The following is a 19,492-nucleotide window of genomic DNA, read 5'->3' on the forward strand; positions in this document are numbered from 1 at the left end:
TGCGGATCCCGCGACTCAGAACGAGGTTGCCAGGGCGACGCCGAGCGCGGTCAACGTGTCGACGAACTCGGCTTCGGTGAATGTCAGAGTGCCGCGCAGCCATCGGTCGAGAAGTTCGGTCGTCCCGGCGATCATCAGCACGGTGGCTGCCTCGGCGCGGGGGTCCGCAGGATCGGCGTCGAGCACTGCTTTCATCAGCAGTGGGGTGAACCTGTCGACCATCTGTCGGCGCCGGTCCTCGAGTGCGGGATTGGCCGACGCCTCGGTGTACAGCAGGGAGGACCGTGGATCGGCGGTGAGAGCGCGCACCAAGGCCGCGGCGGTGTGTGCGACGCGTTCTTCCGTCGATCCATGTTCCTGCTCGAGCTCGTTCAGTGCGGTTCCCACGGTATCGATCACGTCGTCGAGTGCAGAGACGAGGATGGCGTCGCGGTCACCGAAGCTCTCGTAGAAGTAGCGCTTGGAAAGGCCGGCGCGGGCACAGATGTCGTCGACCGTGACGGTGGAGACACCGGACTCCGCTACGGCGTCGAGGCACGCATCGAGCAGCTTCTCGCGTCGCTCACGTCGACGTTCGTCGGCGGCGACGCCTCTGTAGGGACGAACGACGGGCGGCATGGCTACATCTTGACACGAAGATGTGCTCAGTTGTGCGCGGTGAGCCGAGGGCGGGTCTCTCGCCGCGCGACCGGGGTCAGAGCGCTGTCGACGTTGGACAGCGCAAGGCCCATGCTGGTCGTCATGCCTATTCCGGTGGTGACGGTGGCGACGTACACGCGATCGACCGGTTCTTCCAGCAGGAACTCCGAGCCCGGTGCCGAGCAGTACGTTCCCTGCCACCGCTCCGTGACGTCCACGCGGTCGACCCCGAACAGGGCCTTCGCTTCGGTGACCAACACCTCGAATCCGCGCTCGCTCTGGAACGGCGACGCGGTGATCTCGCGAACATGTGTGTCGCCCAGCAGGATCGAGCCGTCCGGTTGCGGGGTGTACATCTGGTGCAGGTCGAGTTCGACGTACTCGGGATGCTCGGCCTGCAGGCGGGCGGCGACGTCTGCGACGGCCGGCAGGTTCTCGAAACCCGAGTACCGGAGCAGGGACCAGCCGGTGAACAGTGGGGTGGGCAGCGGCGCACGCAGCGGCAGCGTGGCACGCAGCATGTGCAGCCTGCATCGCACCAGTCCGCCGCGTTCGGCGCTGTCGGGAAACAGGCGATCGATGTCGTGGTTGACGGTGACGAACGTGGTGCCGGCATGCAGCTCGCCGCGCGAGGTGTGGACGACGCCCGGGGTGAACGACGTTGCAGCGGTGCGCCAGTGGAAGTCCACCCCGGAGTCGGCGAGCCAGCGCGCGATGGCAGGTGCGGCGGCACGCGGGTCGACCTGAACATCGGTCGGCATGTACATGCCGCCTACGACGTCGGCGTGCGCGATGGGCAGTCGGCTCGATATCTCGGCGCGGTCGAGCAGTTGTACCTGCTCTTTCCCTCGCAGTTCGGCGAACTGCTCGAGCACCGTGTATTCGTCCTCGTGCCGGGCAACACAATGCGTCCCCGCTTCCGCAGCCCAGAAGCCGGCCTTGCCTGCAAGGTCGAGCCAATGACTGCGGCCGACTCGAGCGTATTCGAGTGCAGTGCCGGATTGCGCAGTGATGCAGGCGTGTCCGAAATTCTGCACCGAGGCACCTGCGACACGATCGGCATGATCGACCACCGCCACGGCGAGTCCGCGCCGATGGGCGTGATAAGCGTGTGCGAGACCGACGATGCCGGCCCCGACGACCACGACGTCGTACGTCGATGTCATGTCAGGCGTCTTTCTCGAGAGGTCATGTCAGGCGTCCATGACAGCGGTGAAGGTCATCCGGTCTCCGCGATAGAGCGATCGTCGGTGTTCGATGGGAACCCCGGCCGTGTCGTAGGAGACGCGGCCGAGCAGAAACATCGGTGTCCGGGTGTCGACGGTGAGCAGTGCGGCTTCTCGGGCATCGGGGAGGACGGTTTCGATGGTGTCGACTACGCGTCCGAAAGCGATTCCCAGTGCGGCCAATTCGGCGTACAGCGAGGAACGGTGATCGAAACTGTCCTGCAACCCGGGAATCCGATACGCGGGAATGCGAGTCGTCTCCAGTCCGACTCGGACGTCGCCCGTGGTGAAGACGCGTTCGAGTTGGACCACCTCCGAACCGGTCTCGATGCCGAGTAGTTCCGCCAGAACGTCGTCGGCTCGGAACACGTCCCAACCGACCAGGATTCGGGTAGCGCTCATACCCTTCTCGCGCGCGGCCTCGGTGTACGAGCCGACGGCCAGCGGCAGCACCACTTTGGGTTCGGCCACAACCGTCGCACGGCCCCGTCGTTCGATTCGACCGGCTACCAACAGTTCTCGGATGGCTTGACGCAATGTCTCGCGGGACACGTCGTATCGATCGGCGAGATCGCGCTCGGAAGGAAACGCATCGCCCGCCGACATGCCGTCGAGCATGGCGTCGAGACTTCTGCGGACGATCTGGTGCTTGAGTACGCGAGGTTCGGTGTCCACGACCATGGACCAACCATAGCAGCAATTGGTCTAGACCTATTCGTCGTACGACGTTCACGGCCTGTTCACCCGAGTTCCACGTATTGGTCTATACCAAACGGCAGTGTCTCCCTCATGCCGAACTCCACCAGCCCGAACACCCGCACGGCCTTCGAACTCGTCGTTCTGGACATGGCCGGAACCACGGTCACCGACGACGGTCTGGTCCTCGAATCGTTCGATGCCGCTGCCACCGCCGTCGGACTCGCCGACGCCGGTCCCGAACGTGACGAGGCCCGCCGCTATGTCCTGGACACGATGGGCCAGTCCAAGATCGAGGTGTTTCGTGCACTGTTCGGAGCAGAGGACCGTGCTCAGGCCGCCAACCGTGCCTTCGAGTCGGCGTACGACGCTCGCATCGACGACGGGGTCTCACCCGTACCCGGTGCGGCCCAAGCGATCACGAAGCTTCGCGAATCCGGAGTCGCCGTCGTTCTGACGACCGGATTCTCGGCACCCACCCAGAACCGCATCATCGACGCGCTCGGCTGGCGGGATCTGCCCGACGCGTTCCTCGCACCCGGGAGCGCCGGTCGCGGCCGTCCGTACCCCGATCTCGTCCTGTCGGCCGCCCTGCTCGCCGAGGTGACCGACATGTCCGCCGTCGCCGTCGTCGGTGACACCTCCAGCGACATCCTGTCCGGCCGCCGCGCCGGCGCATCTCTGCTGATCGGTGTGCTCACCGGAGCTCACTCCGAGAATCAGCTGCGCGAGGCGGGTGCCACCCACGTGCTCGACAGCGTCGCCGACCTTCCGCCCGTCCTTCTGCCCTGAACAGCTCTGCCCCGAACAACCACCACACTCGAACGTCACCGAACGGAAACCATGCCATGATCACCACCTCTCGCCGTCGTGCCGGAACCGCCGCAGCCGTGCTCTCTGCCGCGGCTCTGGTCGTAGCCGGTTGCTCGGGCTCCTCCGAGGGAGCCACCACCGAGCAGGGATTCCCCGAAACCATCACGCTCGCTGCAATTCCCGCCGAGAACTCGACGGATCTGAAAGCCAGCTACGACCCGGTCATCGAGCGGCTCGAGAACGAGACCGGAGCGACCGTCGACTTCGTCCAGGCCTCGGACTACGCCGGTGTGGTCGAGGGCTTGATCGCGGGCAACGTCGACATCGCGTTCTTCGGTCCCTTCGCCTACGTCGTTGCCGGAATCAACGGAGCCGACATGACGCCGCTGGGTGCCGTCGTTCAGGACGAGGCAAGTCCGCCCGGATACCAGTCCTACGGAATCGCCCGTTCGGACAATGCCTCGGTGAACGGTCTCGCCGACTACGCAGGCAAGAAGGTCTGCTTCGTCGACCCGAGCTCGACCTCCGGGTTCCTCTATCCGACAGCGGGACTGATCGAGGACGATGTCATCACCTCGGGTTCGGAGGCAGACATCTCCGCCGCCATGACCCCGATCTACGCGGGCGGGCACGACGCATCGGCACTTGGAGTCAAGGCCGGTGACTGCGACGCCGGGTTCGCATTCGACACCATGGTCGACCGCACGATGATCGACAACGGCGAGCTCGCACCGGGTGAGCTCAAGACGGTGTGGAAGTCCGAGATGATCGCCGGATCGCTCTTCGCGGCCAACAACGACCTCGGCAGCGAGGCCATCGCGAAACTCCAGGACGTGTTCAGCGAGGGCATGAACTCGGATGCCTTCATCGCCGACGGCATCTGCGCCGAGGAATGCCGCATCACCGACGAGGACGCCTGGGGCGTCGTGCCGGCACAGGACAGCGACTACGACGGCGTGCGCCACGTATGCGAGGTCACCGGTTCCGAGAAGTGCCAGGGCTGATGAAATCCGCACCGATGGACCCGCGCGACGTGGTGGTCAGCGTCCGCAACGTCACCAAGACGTTCGGGTCGACCACCGCGCTGCAGGACGTGAACCTCGACGTGCACCGCAGTGAAATGCTGGTACTGCTCGGGCTTTCCGGCTCCGGCAAGTCGACGCTGCTGCGATGCATCAACGGTCTGCATCCCGTCACCTCGGGGAGCGTCACTGCACTCGACATTCGCGTCGACCTCGCGAACCGGCGCCGAGTACGCGAACTGCGCCGAGACGTCGGGTTCATCTTTCAACACTTCAATCTCGTGGGCCGGTTGAGTTGCCTCGAGAACGTACTCGTGGGTGGCATCGGCCGCCTGTCGATTCCGCGCTACGGCGCGCTCACCTACCCGAAAGCGATGCGGGAGGAAGCCAGGGCGTGCCTCGACCGAGTCGGGTTGGCGGACTTCGCCGAACGCCGCGCCGACACTCTGTCCGGTGGTCAGCAGCAACGGGTGGCAATCGCGCGAACCCTGAATCAGCGTCCGCGGATCGTGCTCGCGGACGAGCCCGTCGCCTCACTCGACCCCGAGAACGCAGGTGTGGTCATGGACCTGTTGCAGCGAGTGTGCAGTGAAGAGAAGCTGACCGTGGTGTGCACCCTGCATCAGGTCGATCTCGCGCTCGGCTGGGCGCATCGCCTCGTGGGTCTGCGAGACGGCCGGGTGGTGCTCGATCGCCCCGCCGTCGGTCTTCGGCGCGATGACATCATGCCGATCTATCAGAGGATCGCGCCCGACCCCGGGAACATGACCACGGTGGCACCGACATGACCGTCACCGTGGAACCGAAGCCCACGAACGTTGCAGTACAGGATCATCCGCGGCGACGTCGATGGTTGTTCCCGGCGCTGGGTGTCGCCACCCTCGTTCTCACCGTGCTCTCGGCGGGCTACATCGACTTTGCGCCTACGACCTTGATCGACGGTCTGGAGGATGTCGGCAACCTACTCGAGCGGATGCTGCCGCCCCGCGTCGACGACACCGGCAGGATCGTCTCCCTCGCACTCGACACACTGCTCATGGCGGTACTGGGCACTGTGCTCGCAGCGATCGTCTCGGTACCGCTGGCGTTTCTCGCGGCGCGGAACACCTCGCCGCACCCGATCCTGTACAGCATCGCTCGCGCCGTCATCACCTTCTGCCGGGCGATGCCGGATCTGCTGTTCGCGGTGCTGTTCGTCAGGGCGTTGGGAATCGGTGTGCTGCCCGGCATCCTCGCGCTCGCACTGCATTCCATCGGCATGCTCGGCAAATTGTTCGCCGACGCCATCGAAGAGACCGATGTGGGACCGCGAGAGGCGCTCCGTGCCGCTGGCGCCGGTTACTACCGGGAAATGATCAACGCCGTTGTTCCGCAGGTTGTTCCGGCCTGGATCGGAGCCTTCGTCTATCGAATCGACATCAACCTGCGCATGTCGGTGGTCCTCGGCTTCGTCGGGGCAGGCGGTATCGGCTTCGCCCTTCAGGACGCTCTGCGCGGACTGATCTACCCGCGTGCTCTCGGAATCGTGCTGGTGATCCTGGTGATCATCGCCGCGATGGAATTGGCGGCGATGGCTCTTCGCCGCATGCTGCTGGTGCCGTCCGCGGTAGGCCCACAGCGCGATCGACTGATGCGAATCGGGGCGTCGGCCGTGCTCGTCGTCGCGGTCGTGGCGTCCTTCGTGGTCCTCGAGCTGGATCCGCGGTCGCTGCTGACGTGGATCGGACCGTCCGTCGAGGTGTTCGGGCGAATGGTCCCACCGGATTTCTCCGCACTGGGTGCGGACCTGTTCGACGCCGCCGTGCAGACCGTCGCCATCGGAGTCGTGGCCACCGCAATCGGAATCGTACTGTCCATACCCGTCGGAGTCCTGGCTGCGCGCAACGCAACTCCGCATCCCGCGGTGTACTGGGTCGCGAGATCCTGGATCCTCCTGGTTCGCGCCGTCCCCGAACTCATCCTCGCCGTTGTGTTCGTTGCAGCGCTCGGACTGGGTCCGGTGGCGGGAACCTGCGCACTGGCCATCGGATCCGTCGGATTCCTGGGCAAGCTCGTCGCCGATGCGATCGAGGAGATCGACCCCGGTCCCCTCGACGCGGTGGCGTCGGTCGGTGGCGGGTGGTGGAACCGGACTCTGAGTGCCGTTGTTCCTCAGGCCATTCCGTCGATGGTCGGTTCGAGCCTGTATCTGCTCGACGTGAACATTCGGACCTCCACGATCCTGGGGATAGTCGGTGCAGGCGGTATCGGCTTCCTGCTCTTCGAGTCGATTCGTACCCTGAACTTCGACGTCGCCGGTGCAATCGTTCTCGTCATCTTCGTCGTCGTGTACATCGTGGAAAGGATCTCCGGATGGATCAGATCACTGTTGGTCTGACACAGGCCGCTGTCTGGACGGGGAGCGGGATCGAGATGTGGGACATAGGAATTCCCGCTCTCGAGCCGGGAGGCCTGCTGGTGCGAGTCGACCTCGCCACGGTGTGCGGCAGCGACCTGCACACCGTGTCCGGGCGACGACACGGTGCGCGCCCGTCTGTACTCGGGCACGAGGCCGTCGGTCGTGTGGTTGCCGTCGGTGACGCGACGTCGGCTGCGGAGGTGGGGGATCGGATCGTCTGGTCGGTGACGGTGCCGTGTGGCCGGTGCCCCCGGTGCGCGTCCGGCTTCACGGCCAAGTGCTCGTCCGTGCGCAAGGTGGGTCACGAGTCTGCCGAGAGCGCATGGGTTCTCAGTGGCTCCTACGCTCGACACATCGTGCTCCCGCGCGGAACCGCAGTGGCCCGGATTCCCGACACCATGCCCGACGCCGTCGCCGCGCCCGCAGCGTGTGCGACGGCGACGGTGATGGCCGCTCTCGACGCCGCCGGTGTCGTCGACGGCCGACGGGTACTGATCGTCGGAGCAGGAATGCTGGGGGTCACCGCCGCCGCGGCGGCGAGCGAGCGAGGAGCAACGGTGTCGGTTCTCGATCGAGACCCGGAGCGGCAGAGACAAGCTCGTGTATTCGGGGCCGCGGAGGACGACGGTGAACGGACGGATGTGGCCATCGACTTCTCCGGATCGTCCTCGGCCGTGCAGGCGGCCCTGGGGCGACTCGACATCGGTGGGCGGCTCGTGCTCGCCGGATCCGTCGCGCCGGGTGCACCGATCGCCGTCGACCCCGAAGCAGTGGTGCGGAACTGGCTGACCATCACCGGAATCCACAACTACGAGCCCCGTCACCTCCACCGGGCCGTCGCCTTCCTGCACGACACCGGTGCGAAGTATCCATGGGAGACCCTCGTCGAGGCACCGGTGCCCTTGGCGGAACTCGCGTCGGTGTTGCGGCCGACGCCGTCGGGCATCCTTCGGTCGTCGGTTGCACCGTGAGGAGCGGCGTCGGATTGCGTTTTCCGTAGCCGGGATACACAGCACGCATGCCCGAAGGTGACACCGTGTTCGTATTGGCCGCGAGATTGCGTCGAGCACTGGACGGCGCATCGTTGCGGGCCGGAAGGCTTCAGGTGCCCGCGCACGCAGTGGAGAATCTGGCCGGCCGAACCGTCGTCGCGCATCGGACGCACGGCAAACATCTGCTCACCGATTTCGACGACGACACCACGCTGCACACGCATCTGCGGATGAGCGGATCGTGGACGGTCGTGCGGGCCGGTCGCTCGATTCCGCAGCGCATCCGACCCGACGTGCGCGTCCGGCTCGCCGCGGTCGACGGGCCCACCGCGTACGGAATTCTGCTGCCGGTCGTCGACTACGGACACACGCGGGACATGAACGCGCTGATCGCGCATCTCGGACCGGACCCGCTGCATCCGACGTTCGACGCCGAGCGCGCAAGTGCCAACATTGCCGCCCAGGGACGGCGGCCGATCATCGCGACGTTGCTGGACCAGCGGGTGATCGCCGGTCCGGGAAATCTGTGGGCGAACGAGCTCTGCTTCCTCCGAGGGATGTGGCCGTGGACGCCGTCGGGTGATGTCGACGCGCAGAGATCGGTCGCGTTACTCGAGCGAGCGATGCGTCACTCGGCGACAATTCCCGGTGCGATGCAGGTGACCACCGGAGACACTCGAAAGGGCCGTGCGCACTGGGTCGCCGGTCGAGCCGGCAAGCCGTGTCTGCGGTGTGGAACGTCGATTCGGGTGGTCGCGGAGGTTCCCGGTGACCCCGATCGGCGTCGAACATGGTGGTGTCCGAGGTGCCAACCGGAGCGGTAGCGACGAGCGGTCGATCGCTGTTGTCTCAACGACATAACCGCCCGCGGGTATCGCGTGTTGTCTGCCGATACCACTGACAGCCATTCCTCGTGAGCAGAGAATCGAAACCCGTCGGGTCGTCAGAAGGTCGAGTTCGTCGGGTGATCGGTCTCCACCAGGTCACGAGCCACACGGTGCAGAGGGAGATTCTGTTGCTGTGACAGCTTGGCCAGAAGATCGAACGCCTGCACCGCGTCCAGGTCGTAGCGCTCCATGATCATGCCCTTGGCCTGGCCGATGATGTCTCGACTGGCCAGGCCGGTCCGGAACTGTTCGTTGTCGCGGGCGCTGAGCATCGCGATGGCGGCATGCGCTGCGAGGGCTTCACCGATCTCGACCGCGTCGGTGTCGAAGGCTCCCTGCTCGTCGCTGTAGAAAATCAACGCACCGAGGTCATCGGCATTGCTGAAGAGCTGAAACGCCGCCAAGGACTTGAAGCCCTCTTTCACGGCCAGAACCGCGAACTCCGGCCATCTCGGTTCCGCCGTGAGGTCGTGCGATACGACGACGTCGAAGTGGCGAACCTCGGTGGGAATCGGGCCTTCGTCGAGCTCGTACTGAAGCCGACACAGCTTCTCGGCAAGGGGGTCGGTGGACGCTACGACGGTGCGCACGCCTTTGCGCACCGTGGTGACACATCCCACGGTCGCGCCCGGGATGAGCCGGATCGCTGTGCGCAGAATCTCGCTCACCGTCTCCGGCATCGACCGACGGGTGTCGCGCAGGGAGCGCGCGAATTCGGCGAGCGACGATGCGGGGGAAGACCCGGGAAGCTGTACACCGGTCGATGGTTGCGACATTCAGAGAGTCCTCTCGCACAAGACCTCCGCCGCCTTTCGCCGGAGAGATCCACGAACACGCCTTCTGCTGGACGCCCGTATCGGCCGACAATGTCGACTCCGTGCACTTTATACGTTGTCATCAGGAGGTTGTACCTAGAACCGAAGTGCATCGGCAGCGACACCCGAGAATGCAGCGAGGGCCGTCGATCCGGAGATCGACGGCCCTCGCGAATGCGACCTACTTGAAGGTGTCCTTGATGTTCTCGCCGACCTTCTTCACGCCTGCCGAACCCTGGTCCTTCTTGCCCTCGGCCTCGAGGTCCTTGTTGTCGGTGGCGTCGCCCACAACTTCCTTGGCCTTGCCGATGGCATCTTCTGCAGCGTTCTTGGCCTTGTCGATGAAGCTCATGTGAGTTCCCTTCTCGTTTCGTGCGGTGTCAGAAATTGGTCGAGGCTCGAACCGAAAAGCGCACGCCGGGTCGCTGAGATCTGGGTCACACCGGATACGTGCGCGGGCAACGTTTCCAGCAGCGGCGCGGCGGATACATTCGATCGATGATGGTCGGCAAGGTGGACAGCTTTCAGCGCAGACACCCGTCGGCGGGTTTCCCGCTCGCGGTTCTGTACAAGTTTCTCGACGACCGAGGTGGATATCTCGCGGCTCTCATCGCGTACTACTCGTTCCTGTCGTTGTTTCCGTTGTTGCTGCTCTTCACCACCGTGCTGGGAATCGTTCTGGCCGGTGACCCGGAACTGCAGACCCGCATCATCGACTCGGCAATGAGCCAGATCCCCGTCATCGGTGATCAACTCGGTCAGCCGGATCGACTCAGCGGCGGAACAACGGCCATCGTCATCGGCGTGGTGGGGTCGCTGTACGGCGGACTCGGAGTGTCACTCGCCGCGCAGTACGCGATGAACACCGCGTGGTCCGTCCCGCGAAACGAACAACCGGATCCGATCAAGGGTCGGCTGCGGGGGCTGCTGCTGCTCAGTACCGTCGGCACCGCCATCATCGGCCTGACCGTTCTCAACGGAGTCGCATCCTCTGGCGTGTTCGGGTTTGCCGGCGGTGCACTGGCACTCGTCGGAGCGGTCGTGGTCAACGCCGTGGTCTTCACCGCTGCGTTCCGAATCGGGACCGCTCGCGCCCTGAGTGTGCGCGAGGTTCTGCCCGGTGCGGCGATCGCAGCCGTGATCTGGCAGGCGCTGCAATCGTTCGGCGGCATCTACATTCGCTATGTCGTCGGCAATGCCAGCGCCAGCAACGGTATCTTCGCGATAGTCCTCGGTCTGCTCGGTTTTCTCTACGTCTCGTCTGTGCTGATCGTGCTGTGCATCGAAATCAACGCCGTACGCGTCGACCACCTACATCCCCGGGCGCTGTTGACACCGTTCACCGACAACGTCGAACTCACCGAGGGTGACAAGAACTCCTACACCGGCCAGGCAGAAGCGCAGCGCAACAAGGGATTTCAGGACATCACCGTCACGTACGAGGAGCCGGATTCGGTGACGGAAGAGGACTCGCCGAGTAAGTGAGCCGACCGCGTCGGCCGGTTCTCCGGTCTATCGGGGATCGGGGTGAGGCAAACGCGCGCGCATTCGTTGGGTGCGCGCGGAGTAGCGAGGTGATCGGGCGCGAAATCGCGCGCGGATGGCAAACGCGCGCGCATTTGCGGGGACTGGGGCGGTGCCGGGCGGCGTCCAAGGCCAGACGATCGCGCGTGTGCGGGGGCCCGGGGAGCTGCGCGGGGCGGGACTCGACGATTGCGTGACCCCCGTCACGAACCGGTCAGCCGGTCGGTCAGAAAAAGACTCCGAGTTTGTTTCGCGAAAGCGCATGCGCAAGCGCTTGTATCGGTTTTAGGCTCCTGCAATCGAGCGACGCGACCGCGTGGCTAGGGGACAAGGGAGTCCACATGTTCAATAACCGTCGGAAGTCTGCGCTGACGATCGGGACCGTGCTCATGGCCGGTTCGCTCGTCTTCGGCCTCACCGCGTGCAGCAGCTCGGACTCGGACAGCGTCAAGGTCGGGCTCATCACCAAGACGGATTCCAATCCGTACTTCGTGAAGCTGCGCGAGGCAGCGCAGGCGCAGGCGGATTCCAGCGGAGCCGAGCTGGTGGCTCTGGCCGGCGCATTCGACGGTGACAACGAGGGTCAGGTCGCAGCCATCGAGAACCTGGTGGGGCAGGGTGTGAAGGGGATTCTGATCACCCCGAACTCGTCCACCGGAGTCCTGGACGCGATCAAGAAGGCACGTGACGCCGGCGTTGTCGTCATCGCCCTCGACACCGCAACCGATCCCGAGGACGCGGTCGACGCCACGTTCGCGACCGACAACAAGGCCGCAGGCGTCAGCCAGGGTGAATGGGTCAAGGGCACGCTCGGAACCACTGCACCCCAGGTCATCATGCTCGACGGCACCGCGGGCGGCACGGTCGACACCTTCCGTCACGACGGCTTCCTCGAAGGCATGGGCCTGACCGACAGCTCGTCGGAGATCGTCGGCCAGGAGAACACCAACGGCGACCAGACCAAGGCGCAGACGGCCATGGAGAACCTGCTGCAGCGCGCACCGGGCGTCAACGCGCTCTACACGATCAACGAGCCCGCCGCGGCGGGTGCGTACCAGGCGATTCAGTCCGCCGGCCGCGCCGATCAGATCACCATCGGCTCCATTGACGGTAGCTGCACCGGCATCGCGAACGTCAAGTCCGGCATCATCGGCGCGACGGTGCTCCAGTTCCCGGCGAAGATGGCCGAGCAGGGCGTCGACGCGGTCGTCAAGTTCGCCCAGGACGGCACCAAGCCCAGCGGCTTCAACGACACCGGCTCGCAGCTCGTCACCGACAAGCCGGTAGCCGGCATCGAATCCCAGGACACCGCATGGGGCGAAGCGAATTGCTGGGGCTGATCGCGACGCACCGGCGAACACAGGGATCTGATTCGTGAGTACCGACACCGCTGCGCCTCCCAAGGCTCCGAGCCGGTTCAACGTGGGAACCATCCTGCGTGAACCGCTGCTCGGACCGATGGCCGCGCTCCTCATCGCCGTCATCGTCTTCAGCTCGATCTCGAGCTCGTTTCTCAACCCGCAGAACGTCTCTCTGATTCTGCAGCAGTCGGTGGTCGTCGGCATTCTCGCTGTCGGCCAGACGCTGATCATCCTGACCTCCGGTATCGATCTGTCGATCGGTGCGGTGGCGGTGATGGGCACCATCGTGATGGCGCAGTCGGCAGGCGCGAACGGTCCGGTGGTCGCACTGGGTTCCACGCTTGCCGTGTGTGTGGCGTTCGGTGCGATCAACGGCGGATTGGTGACGATGCTGCGACTGCCACCGTTCATCGTCACACTCGGCACGTTCACCGCGATCCAGGCAGCCACCAGGTTGCTGGCCGGCTCCGAGACCTACCAGGTGCCGAGCGGACCACTGACGCTGCTGGGTACCTCGTTCAAGATCGGCAGTTTCTCCACGACCTACGGCGTGGTGGTTATGCTGCTGGTGTACGCCGTGATGTGGTACGCGTTGTCCCAAACCTCTTGGGGCAGACATATTTACGCAGTCGGCGGTAGCCCGCAGGCCTCGGACCGCTCCGGCATCAAGTCCGGACGCGTGCTGTTCTCGGTCTACATCGTGACCGGTGTCATCGCGGCGATCGCGGCATGGGCAGCGCTCGGACGGATCCCCAACGCCGATCCGAACGCCTATCAGAACGCCAACCTCGAAACGATCACCGCGGTCGTCATCGGTGGAACCAGCCTGTTCGGTGGCCGCGGCACCGTCATCGGCACTCTCATCGGAACTCTGATCGTCGGTGTGCTCCGCAACGGGCTCACACAGGCAGGCGTCGACAGCCTGTACCAGAACGTCGCGACCGGCATTCTCGTCATCGTCGCGGTGGCCGTCGATCAATTCGCACGTAGGAGGTCACAGTGAGTGCCACCCTCGCTCTGGAAGCGCGTGGTCTGGTCAAGACCTACGGCAGCGTCACGGCCATCAACGGTGCAGACTTCGAGTTACGGGCCGGTGAGGTGCTGGCGGTGATCGGCGACAACGGTGCCGGAAAGTCCAGTCTCATCAAGGCTTTGGCCGGGGCTGTCATTCCGGATTCGGGTGAGATCCTGATGAACGGCTCGCCGGTGTCGTTCAAGAACACGCGCGACGCACGAGCGGCAGGCATCGAGACGGTCTATCAGGACCTGGCCGTCATTCCGGCTCTCGACATCGCGTCGAACGTCTATCTGGGACGCGAGATCAAGCGTAAAGGCATCAGCGGCAGTCTTTTTCGTCGACTCGACATGCCGCGGATGCGCGAGGAATCCTCGAAGCACCTGCAGGATCTCAAGATCGGCATCAAGTCGGTCAATCAGGCGGTCGAGACGCTCTCCGGCGGTCAGCGTCAGGGCGTTGCAGTTGCCCGGGCGGCAGCGTTCGGACGCGGAGTGATCATCATGGACGAGCCGACGGCCGCACTCGGCGTGCGGGAGTCGGGCATGGTGATCGATCTGATCCGCACGATCCGCGACCGAGGCATTCCGGTGGTGCTCATCAGCCACGACATGCCGCACGTGTTCGAGGTCGCCGACCGGATTCACATCCACCGTCTCGGCAAGCGGGCGGGCGTCGTGGATCCGAAGAACCGCACCATGTCCGAGGTCGTCGCGCTCATGACCGGCGCGGAGGAGCCGACCGACGATGAACGTGCCGGACTCTGAATCGACAAGTCCGGTCGGTGTTTTCGTCGGGCTGGCGACACTCGACATCATTCATCGAGTGTCGGCAGCGCCGGCACCCAACCAGAAGATCACCTCGAGTGCCCAGTTCGTCGCGGCGGGAGGTCCTGCCGCCAACGCGGCAGTGACATTCGCTGCGCTGGGCGGGACGGCTGTGCTCGTCACCGCGCTCGGAGACGACCCGGTGGCAGCGCTGGTCAAGGCCGACCTGGCGGAATTCGGAGTGCAGGTGATCGACGCGGCCGAGGGCTCCACCAGGTCCGTTCCCGTCTCGGCGGTGACGGTGATCGAATCGACCGGTGACCGGTCGGTCGTCTCGGCCGACGCCGTCAACTCCGACGCCTCGCCGCCGGAGGGTCTAGAGGCCGTCGTTGCCGGTGCCGACGTCGTTCTCGTCGACGGGCACCACCCCCTGATCGCCTGCGCCGCCGCGGAACATGCGGCGGCGCGGGTCACCACGTTGGTCGTGGACGCCGGTCGTTGGAAACCGGTGATGAGCGAGTTGATTCCGCATGCCACGGACATGGTGTGCTCGGCGGACTTTCGCGCCCCCGGCACCTCGGACACAGCGGACTCTGCCGCGGCGCTCGTCGGATCCGGCGTACGAACCGTCGTCACCACCCACGGCGGCGAGCCCGTCGAATGGTGGTCCGAGGGATCGTCGGGATCGGTCGAGGTGAAGCCGGTCGCAGTGGTCGATACTCTGGGTGCCGGGGATGCGTTCCACGGCGCGTATGCCTACTACTCCACGCAGCCAGGCTCTCTTTCCGAGCGCATCGACAGGTCGGCTCGGGTTGCCGCACTGCGCTGCTCGGTGATCGGCCCCAGAGTGTGGCTACACGAACTTCCCATCCGCGGACTCGAAAGCGACAACGGTGAGCATTGACCAGGACGTACAGGAAGCCACCCTCGAAGAACTCGTGGAGCTGGCACGAAAGCTGGCAGTGTCCGGCGAGCGACGCATACTCGGCCTGACCGGTGCACCGGGTGCCGGAAAGTCCACTGTGGCACAGCAACTCGTCGACGGGCTCGGGCCGGAACTGGCGGTACTGGTTCCGATGGACGGATTCCACCTTGCCAACGAGGTATTGATCGAGCTGGGCCGGCTCGATCGCAAGGGTGCCCACGACACGTTCGACGACGGTGGTTACGCGCGGCTCATCGCGGCCGTGCACGATCAGCAACCAGGTGGTCCCGTCGTGTACGCGCCGAGATTTCGCCGAGAGATCGAGGAATCGATCGGGTCCTCGATCCCGGTGCCGTCGACTGTCCCGCTCGTCATCACCGAGGGCAACTACCTGCTGATGGAGTCCGACGCGTGGCCGTCGGCGCGGGCGATGATCGACGAGGTCTGGTTCCTGGCTCCGCACACCGAGGTTCGGCACCAACGGCTGGTGGCTCGGCACGAGGCCTACGGAAAGTCGCACGAGGATGCGGAGTTCTGGGCTCTCGGATCGGACGAGCGCAACGCGGAACTGATCGGGTCGACTGCGCGCCGCGCCGATCGAATCCTGCGGCTGACATGACGATTCCACAAGGCCACGAGACCCGACAGCGCTGGGCCGTCTGACATGCCCACGATGGACGATGTCGCCCGCCTGGCCGGGGTATCGGTATCGACTGTCTCACATGTGCTCAACGGCACCCGCAACGTCAATCCCGCCACCAGGCAACGCGTCGACGCGGCGATTCTCGAGATCGGCTACCGACGCAACGTCGTCGCTCGATCGCTCGCGGCAGGTCGGACTCACACCGTGGGACTGTCCATCGCCGCATTGACCAACCCCTACTTCGGCAGCCTGGTCCATGCCGTCGAGGAGCGGTTGTCCGAGGCCGGTTACGTGCTGATCCTCGGTGATTCGCACGATGAGCCGCGTTCCGAGCGCAGGGTGACGGACTCGTTGCTGGACCGCCAGGTCGACGGCATGATTCTCGCGCCTGCAGCGGGCTCGGAGTTTTCCACGATTCCCGAGATCGTGCGTAGCGGAACGCCTCTGGTGCTGATCGACCGGATGCTCGACGTCGCGTGTGATCAGGTGGGCCCGGAGAACGACGTGTCGGCGTACGAACTCACGACCCACCTTCTCGACGCCGGACATCGCCGCATCGCGATCGTTCGCGGCATCGAGGGGATCTCCTCCACCACAGAGCGATTCGACGGCTATACCCGCGCACTGGCCGATCGAGGAATCGAGTTGGATCCCCGGTTGATCCTCGACGGTCGGTCCAGTGTCGAGGTGGCCGAGTCTCGGGTGCGTGGGCTGATGTCGGGTCCGGATCGGCCGACGGCTCTGGTGTCGATGAACAATTCGATGACCATCGGATCACTGAAAGCCGTTCGTGGCCTGGGTTTGTCGATTCCGGCCGACCTCGCCTTCGTGTGCTACGACGACTTCGAGTGGTCGGATCTGTTCGAGCCCCGGCTCACGGCCGCGGCTCAGGACGTGCAAACGATCGGCAGAACCGCAGCCGACCTACTCCTCGGCCGCATCGAGGGGCGCGAGGACGCGCCCCGATCGATCCGCGTACCGACCACCTTCACCCACCGAAATTCCTGCGGCTGTACGGCACCATCAGTCGACATGCCGGCCGCACCCGAAAGATAGGACAGCTCATGCCGATTGCCAGTCCGGACCAGTATGCCGCCATGCTGGATCGCGCCAAGGAGGGTGGATTCGCCTACCCGTCGATCAACGTCACCGGCTCGCAGACTCTCAACGCAGCTCTGCAAGGATTCGCCGAGGCCGAGAGCGACGGCATCATTCAGGTATCGGTCGGTACCGCGCTCTATCTGTCCGGCAACGCCGTGCAGAACCGCTTCGCCGGGTCCAAGGCGCTCGCGCAGTACGCCCACGAAGTGGCGCAGCACTATTCGATCTCGGTGGCGCTGCACACCGATCACTGCCCCGCCGAGAATCTGGACGACTGGGTGCGGCCACTGTTGGCCGACGCCATCGACCGACGCGGACGCGGACTCGACCCGCTGTATCAATCGCACATGTGGGACGGATCGGCCGTGCCGCTCGACGAGAATCTGCGTGTCGCTCGCGAATTGCTCGATCTGTCGGTGCAGGCGAACACGATCCTCGAAATCGAAGTGGGCGTGATCGGCGGGGAAGAGGACGGCGTCTCACACGAGATCAACGAACAGTTGTACTCGACTGTCGACGATGCGCGCGCCACGATCGCCGCGCTCGGCGCAGGGGAGCGCGGTCGATACATGACTGCCCTGACCTTCGGCAACGTACACGGTGTCTACAACCCTGCTTCGGTGCACCTACGCCCGGAAATTCTTGCCGAGATCCAGGCCGTCGTCGGAGCCGAGACCGGTAGGGACAACCCGTTCGATCTGGTGTTCCACGGTGGATCGGGATCCAGCGCAGAAGACATCGCCTCCGCCGTCGCCAGCGGGGTGATCAAGATGAACATCGACACCGACACCCAGTACGCGTTCACCAGATCCATCGCGGGTCACATGCTGAGCAAGTACGACCAGGTTCTCAAGGTCGACGGCGAGTACGGAAACAAGAAGGCCTACGACCCCCGATCCTGGGGCAAGCCGGCCGAGACGGCGATGGCGGCTCGGGTGGTCGAGGCGACACAGATGCTCGGCTCGGCAGGGCGCACGATGCACTGATCAATTTCCGTCGAGCGTGTAGAAATCGGCGGACCGGCTTCGTCCCAGGGTCGAATGCGGCAAGAATGGCCGCACCGACTGTCAGGAGACACCATGGCGAAGTACCTCATGCTCAAGCACTACCGCGGAGCCCCCGAGCCGGCCGACTGGGTTCCCATGGACCGGTGGACCCCTGCCGAAGTGAACGACCACATCCAGTTCATGCGAGATTTCGCCGCCGAGCTCGAGAAGACCGGAGAGTTCGTCGATGCGCAGGCCCTGGCCCCCGAGGGAACGTGGGTGCGCTCGGACGGGGAAGGGAAACCACCCGTCACCGACGGTCCGTTCGCGGAGACCAAGGACCTGATCGCAGGCTGGATGGTCATCGACGTCGACTCCTACGATCGCGCGCTCGAGCTGGCCGGACAGCTGTCGGCTGCGCCGGGCGCAGGGGGCAAACCGATCGACGAGTGGCTCGAGTTGCGCCCGTTCATGGAGGCTCCTCCCACCATCGCCGACTGACGATCACCATGGACCCCCAGGTGCTGCGGGCATTGACACCCGCAGTGATCGGCGTCCTCGTCCACCGCGGAGCAGATTTCGCGTCGGCCGAGGACGCCGTGCAGGAGGCATTGGTACAGGCGAACTCGACGTGGGTCGACGCCGAGCCGACAGACCCGAAGGGTTGGCTGGTGACCGTCGCGTGGCGACAGTTTCTCGACGCGCAACGCTCCGAGAAGGCGCGACGAGCCCGCGAGGATCGAGTCGCTGCGCAACCGGATCCCGCCAGCGTGGGCGGCGTCGACGACACGTTGCAGTTGTTCTTTCTGTGCGCGCATCCGTCGCTCGGTCCGGCGGCAGCGGTGGCGCTGACGCTGCGTGCCGTCGGGGGATTGACGACGCGGCAGATCGCGCAGGCGTACCTGGTTCCGGAGAAGACCATGGCGCAACGCATCAGCCGAGCCAAACGCACAGTGCGCGACGTGCGTTTCGACGCGCCCGGGGATGTCGGGACAGTGCGACGGGTGCTGTATCTCGTCTTCAACGAGGGGTACACCGGCGACGTCGATCTGGCGGCCGAGGCGATCCGGTTGACCCGGCAGTTGGCCAAACTGTCCGACGACGAGGAAACATCCGGGCTGTTGGCGCTGATGCTTCTGCACCACGCACGCCGTTCGGCCAGGACCGGATCCGACGGCCACGTCATCCCGCTCGCGGAGCAGGACCGATCTCGTTGGGACACAACGTTGATAGCGGAGGGAGTGTGGATTCTGCAGGCAGCGCTCGCGCAGGATCGGTTGGGCGAGTTCCAGACGCAGGCGGCCATTGCCGCCCTGCACGCCGATGCGCCGACTGTGAACGAGACCGACTGGCCGCAGATCGTCGAGTGGTACGACGAGTTGCTCGCTCTCACCGACAGTTCCGTCGTGCGACTCAATCGAGCGGTGGCGATCGGGGAGGCCGACGGTCCGGCGGCGGGGCTCGAGGCACTCGGCGAGGTCGATCCGGCCGTCCCGCGGCACACGGCGGTGGCCGCGTACCTGTGCGAGAAGGCCGGTGATCTGCTGCGTGCTGCCGACCTGTACGTGCAGGCGGCGGAGCAGGCGTCGTCGATCCCCGAGCGGCACCATCTGACGCTGCAGGCCGCGCGGTTACGGGCCGGCCGAGACCGCCGCGAGCGAACGGACCGATCGGTTTCGTAA

21 protein-coding genes are annotated in these 19,492 nt (G+C 65.1%); 16 read left to right on the forward strand and 5 right to left on the reverse strand.

Going from position 1 to position 19,492, the window contains the following annotated elements; genetic code table 11:
• Positions 1 to 15: 15 nt before the first annotated feature.
• From CH271_RS05435 to CH271_RS05445, 3 genes are read right to left on the reverse strand one after another with little or no spacing between them, the layout of a single operon-like run.
• Complete coding sequence (locus CH271_RS05435; protein WP_037194399.1) at positions 16 to 618, reverse strand: TetR/AcrR family transcriptional regulator; 603 nt, start codon at positions 616 to 618, stop codon at positions 16 to 18.
• A gap of 26 nt (positions 619 to 644) precedes the next feature.
• Complete coding sequence (locus CH271_RS05440) at positions 645 to 1,805, reverse strand: TIGR03364 family FAD-dependent oxidoreductase (protein WP_094632939.1); 1,161 nt, start codon at positions 1,803 to 1,805, stop codon at positions 645 to 647.
• A gap of 27 nt (positions 1,806 to 1,832) precedes the next feature.
• Positions 1,833 to 2,546: a GntR family transcriptional regulator gene (locus tag CH271_RS05445; protein ID WP_094632940.1), complete on the reverse strand. Its 714-nt coding sequence runs from the start codon at positions 2,544 to 2,546 to the stop codon at positions 1,833 to 1,835.
• Between the two features lie 108 nt (positions 2,547 to 2,654).
• Between CH271_RS05445 and CH271_RS05450 the strand changes: the two genes are divergently transcribed.
• Genes CH271_RS05450 through CH271_RS05475 form a run of 6 tightly spaced genes read left to right on the forward strand, consistent with a single transcriptional unit; the run spans position 2,655 to position 8,610 of the window.
• Complete coding sequence (locus CH271_RS05450) at positions 2,655 to 3,353, forward strand: phosphonatase-like hydrolase (RefSeq protein WP_037194405.1); 699 nt, start codon at positions 2,655 to 2,657, stop codon at positions 3,351 to 3,353.
• Positions 3,354 to 3,409: 56 nt separating this feature from the next.
• A complete protein-coding gene (locus CH271_RS05455; RefSeq protein ID WP_037194408.1) occupies positions 3,410 to 4,378 on the forward strand; it encodes a phosphate/phosphite/phosphonate ABC transporter substrate-binding protein in 969 nt (322 codons plus the stop codon).
• Complete coding sequence (phnC, locus tag CH271_RS05460; protein ID WP_179274809.1) at positions 4,378 to 5,184, forward strand: phosphonate ABC transporter ATP-binding protein; 807 nt, start codon at positions 4,378 to 4,380, stop codon at positions 5,182 to 5,184. The genes CH271_RS05455 and phnC overlap by 1 nt, the downstream gene beginning before the upstream one ends.
• Positions 5,181 to 6,773 carry a phosphonate ABC transporter, permease protein PhnE gene (gene phnE / locus CH271_RS05465; protein WP_094632941.1) on the forward strand — a complete coding sequence of 531 codons (1,593 nt, stop codon included), beginning with the start codon at positions 5,181 to 5,183 and terminating at the stop codon, positions 6,771 to 6,773. The genes phnC and phnE overlap by 4 nt, the downstream gene beginning before the upstream one ends.
• Positions 6,749 to 7,765 (forward strand): zinc-binding dehydrogenase, encoded by a 1,017-nt coding sequence (locus CH271_RS05470; RefSeq protein WP_094632942.1) that lies wholly within the window; start codon positions 6,749 to 6,751, stop codon positions 7,763 to 7,765. The genes phnE and CH271_RS05470 overlap by 25 nt, the downstream gene beginning before the upstream one ends.
• A gap of 47 nt (positions 7,766 to 7,812) precedes the next feature.
• Positions 7,813 to 8,610 carry a DNA-formamidopyrimidine glycosylase family protein gene (locus CH271_RS05475; protein ID WP_094632943.1) on the forward strand — a complete coding sequence of 266 codons (798 nt, stop codon included), beginning with the start codon at positions 7,813 to 7,815 and terminating at the stop codon, positions 8,608 to 8,610.
• A 119-nt stretch (positions 8,611 to 8,729) separates the two neighbouring features.
• Here the strand turns inward: CH271_RS05475 and CH271_RS05480 are convergent, their stop codons facing one another.
• Positions 8,730 to 9,449: a GAF and ANTAR domain-containing protein gene (locus tag CH271_RS05480; protein WP_037194418.1), complete on the reverse strand. Its 720-nt coding sequence runs from the start codon at positions 9,447 to 9,449 to the stop codon at positions 8,730 to 8,732.
• 220 nt (positions 9,450 to 9,669) lie between these two features.
• A complete protein-coding gene (locus CH271_RS05485) occupies positions 9,670 to 9,840 on the reverse strand; it encodes a CsbD family protein (RefSeq protein WP_008718579.1) in 171 nt (56 codons plus the stop codon).
• 149 nt (positions 9,841 to 9,989) lie between these two features.
• On the opposite strand from CH271_RS05485, the gene CH271_RS05490 reads away from it, so the two are divergent.
• From CH271_RS05490 to CH271_RS05535, 10 genes are all read left to right on the forward strand, one after another.
• On the forward strand, positions 9,990 to 10,973 hold the full coding sequence (locus tag CH271_RS05490; RefSeq protein ID WP_037194691.1) for a YihY/virulence factor BrkB family protein: 984 nt from the start codon (positions 9,990 to 9,992) through the stop codon (positions 10,971 to 10,973).
• Positions 10,974 to 11,353: 380 nt separating this feature from the next.
• A complete protein-coding gene (locus tag CH271_RS05495) occupies positions 11,354 to 12,352 on the forward strand; it encodes a substrate-binding domain-containing protein (protein ID WP_094632944.1) in 999 nt (332 codons plus the stop codon).
• A 34-nt stretch (positions 12,353 to 12,386) separates the two neighbouring features.
• On the forward strand, positions 12,387 to 13,376 hold the full coding sequence (locus CH271_RS05500; protein ID WP_037194422.1) for an ABC transporter permease: 990 nt from the start codon (positions 12,387 to 12,389) through the stop codon (positions 13,374 to 13,376).
• Positions 13,373 to 14,155, forward strand: a complete 783-nt coding sequence (locus CH271_RS05505; protein ID WP_037194425.1) for an ATP-binding cassette domain-containing protein — start codon at positions 13,373 to 13,375, stop codon at positions 14,153 to 14,155. Before CH271_RS05500 ends, CH271_RS05505 begins: the two co-directional genes overlap by 4 nt.
• Positions 14,136 to 15,059: a PfkB family carbohydrate kinase gene (locus CH271_RS05510; protein WP_094632945.1), complete on the forward strand. Its 924-nt coding sequence runs from the start codon at positions 14,136 to 14,138 to the stop codon at positions 15,057 to 15,059. The genes CH271_RS05505 and CH271_RS05510 overlap by 20 nt, the downstream gene beginning before the upstream one ends.
• Positions 15,049 to 15,699, forward strand: coding sequence for a nucleoside/nucleotide kinase family protein (locus CH271_RS05515; RefSeq protein WP_094632946.1), 651 nt, complete (start codon positions 15,049 to 15,051; stop codon positions 15,697 to 15,699). Before CH271_RS05510 ends, CH271_RS05515 begins: the two co-directional genes overlap by 11 nt.
• 45 nt (positions 15,700 to 15,744) lie before the next feature.
• Positions 15,745 to 16,779: a LacI family DNA-binding transcriptional regulator gene (locus CH271_RS05520; RefSeq protein ID WP_037194431.1), complete on the forward strand. Its 1,035-nt coding sequence runs from the start codon at positions 15,745 to 15,747 to the stop codon at positions 16,777 to 16,779.
• Positions 16,780 to 16,787: 8 nt separating this feature from the next.
• Positions 16,788 to 17,810 (forward strand): class II fructose-bisphosphate aldolase, encoded by a 1,023-nt coding sequence (gene fbaA, locus CH271_RS05525; RefSeq protein ID WP_094632947.1) that lies wholly within the window; start codon positions 16,788 to 16,790, stop codon positions 17,808 to 17,810.
• Positions 17,811 to 17,903: 93 nt separating this feature from the next.
• Complete coding sequence (locus CH271_RS05530; protein ID WP_037194437.1) at positions 17,904 to 18,311, forward strand: YciI family protein; 408 nt, start codon at positions 17,904 to 17,906, stop codon at positions 18,309 to 18,311.
• A gap of 8 nt (positions 18,312 to 18,319) precedes the next feature.
• Complete coding sequence (locus tag CH271_RS05535; RefSeq protein WP_094632948.1) at positions 18,320 to 19,492, forward strand: RNA polymerase sigma factor; 1,173 nt, start codon at positions 18,320 to 18,322, stop codon at positions 19,490 to 19,492.

The sequence above is a fragment of the Rhodococcus sp. 05-340-2 genome (assembly GCF_002258915.1).
Taxonomy (GTDB): domain Bacteria; phylum Actinomycetota; class Actinomycetes; order Mycobacteriales; family Mycobacteriaceae; genus Rhodococcoides.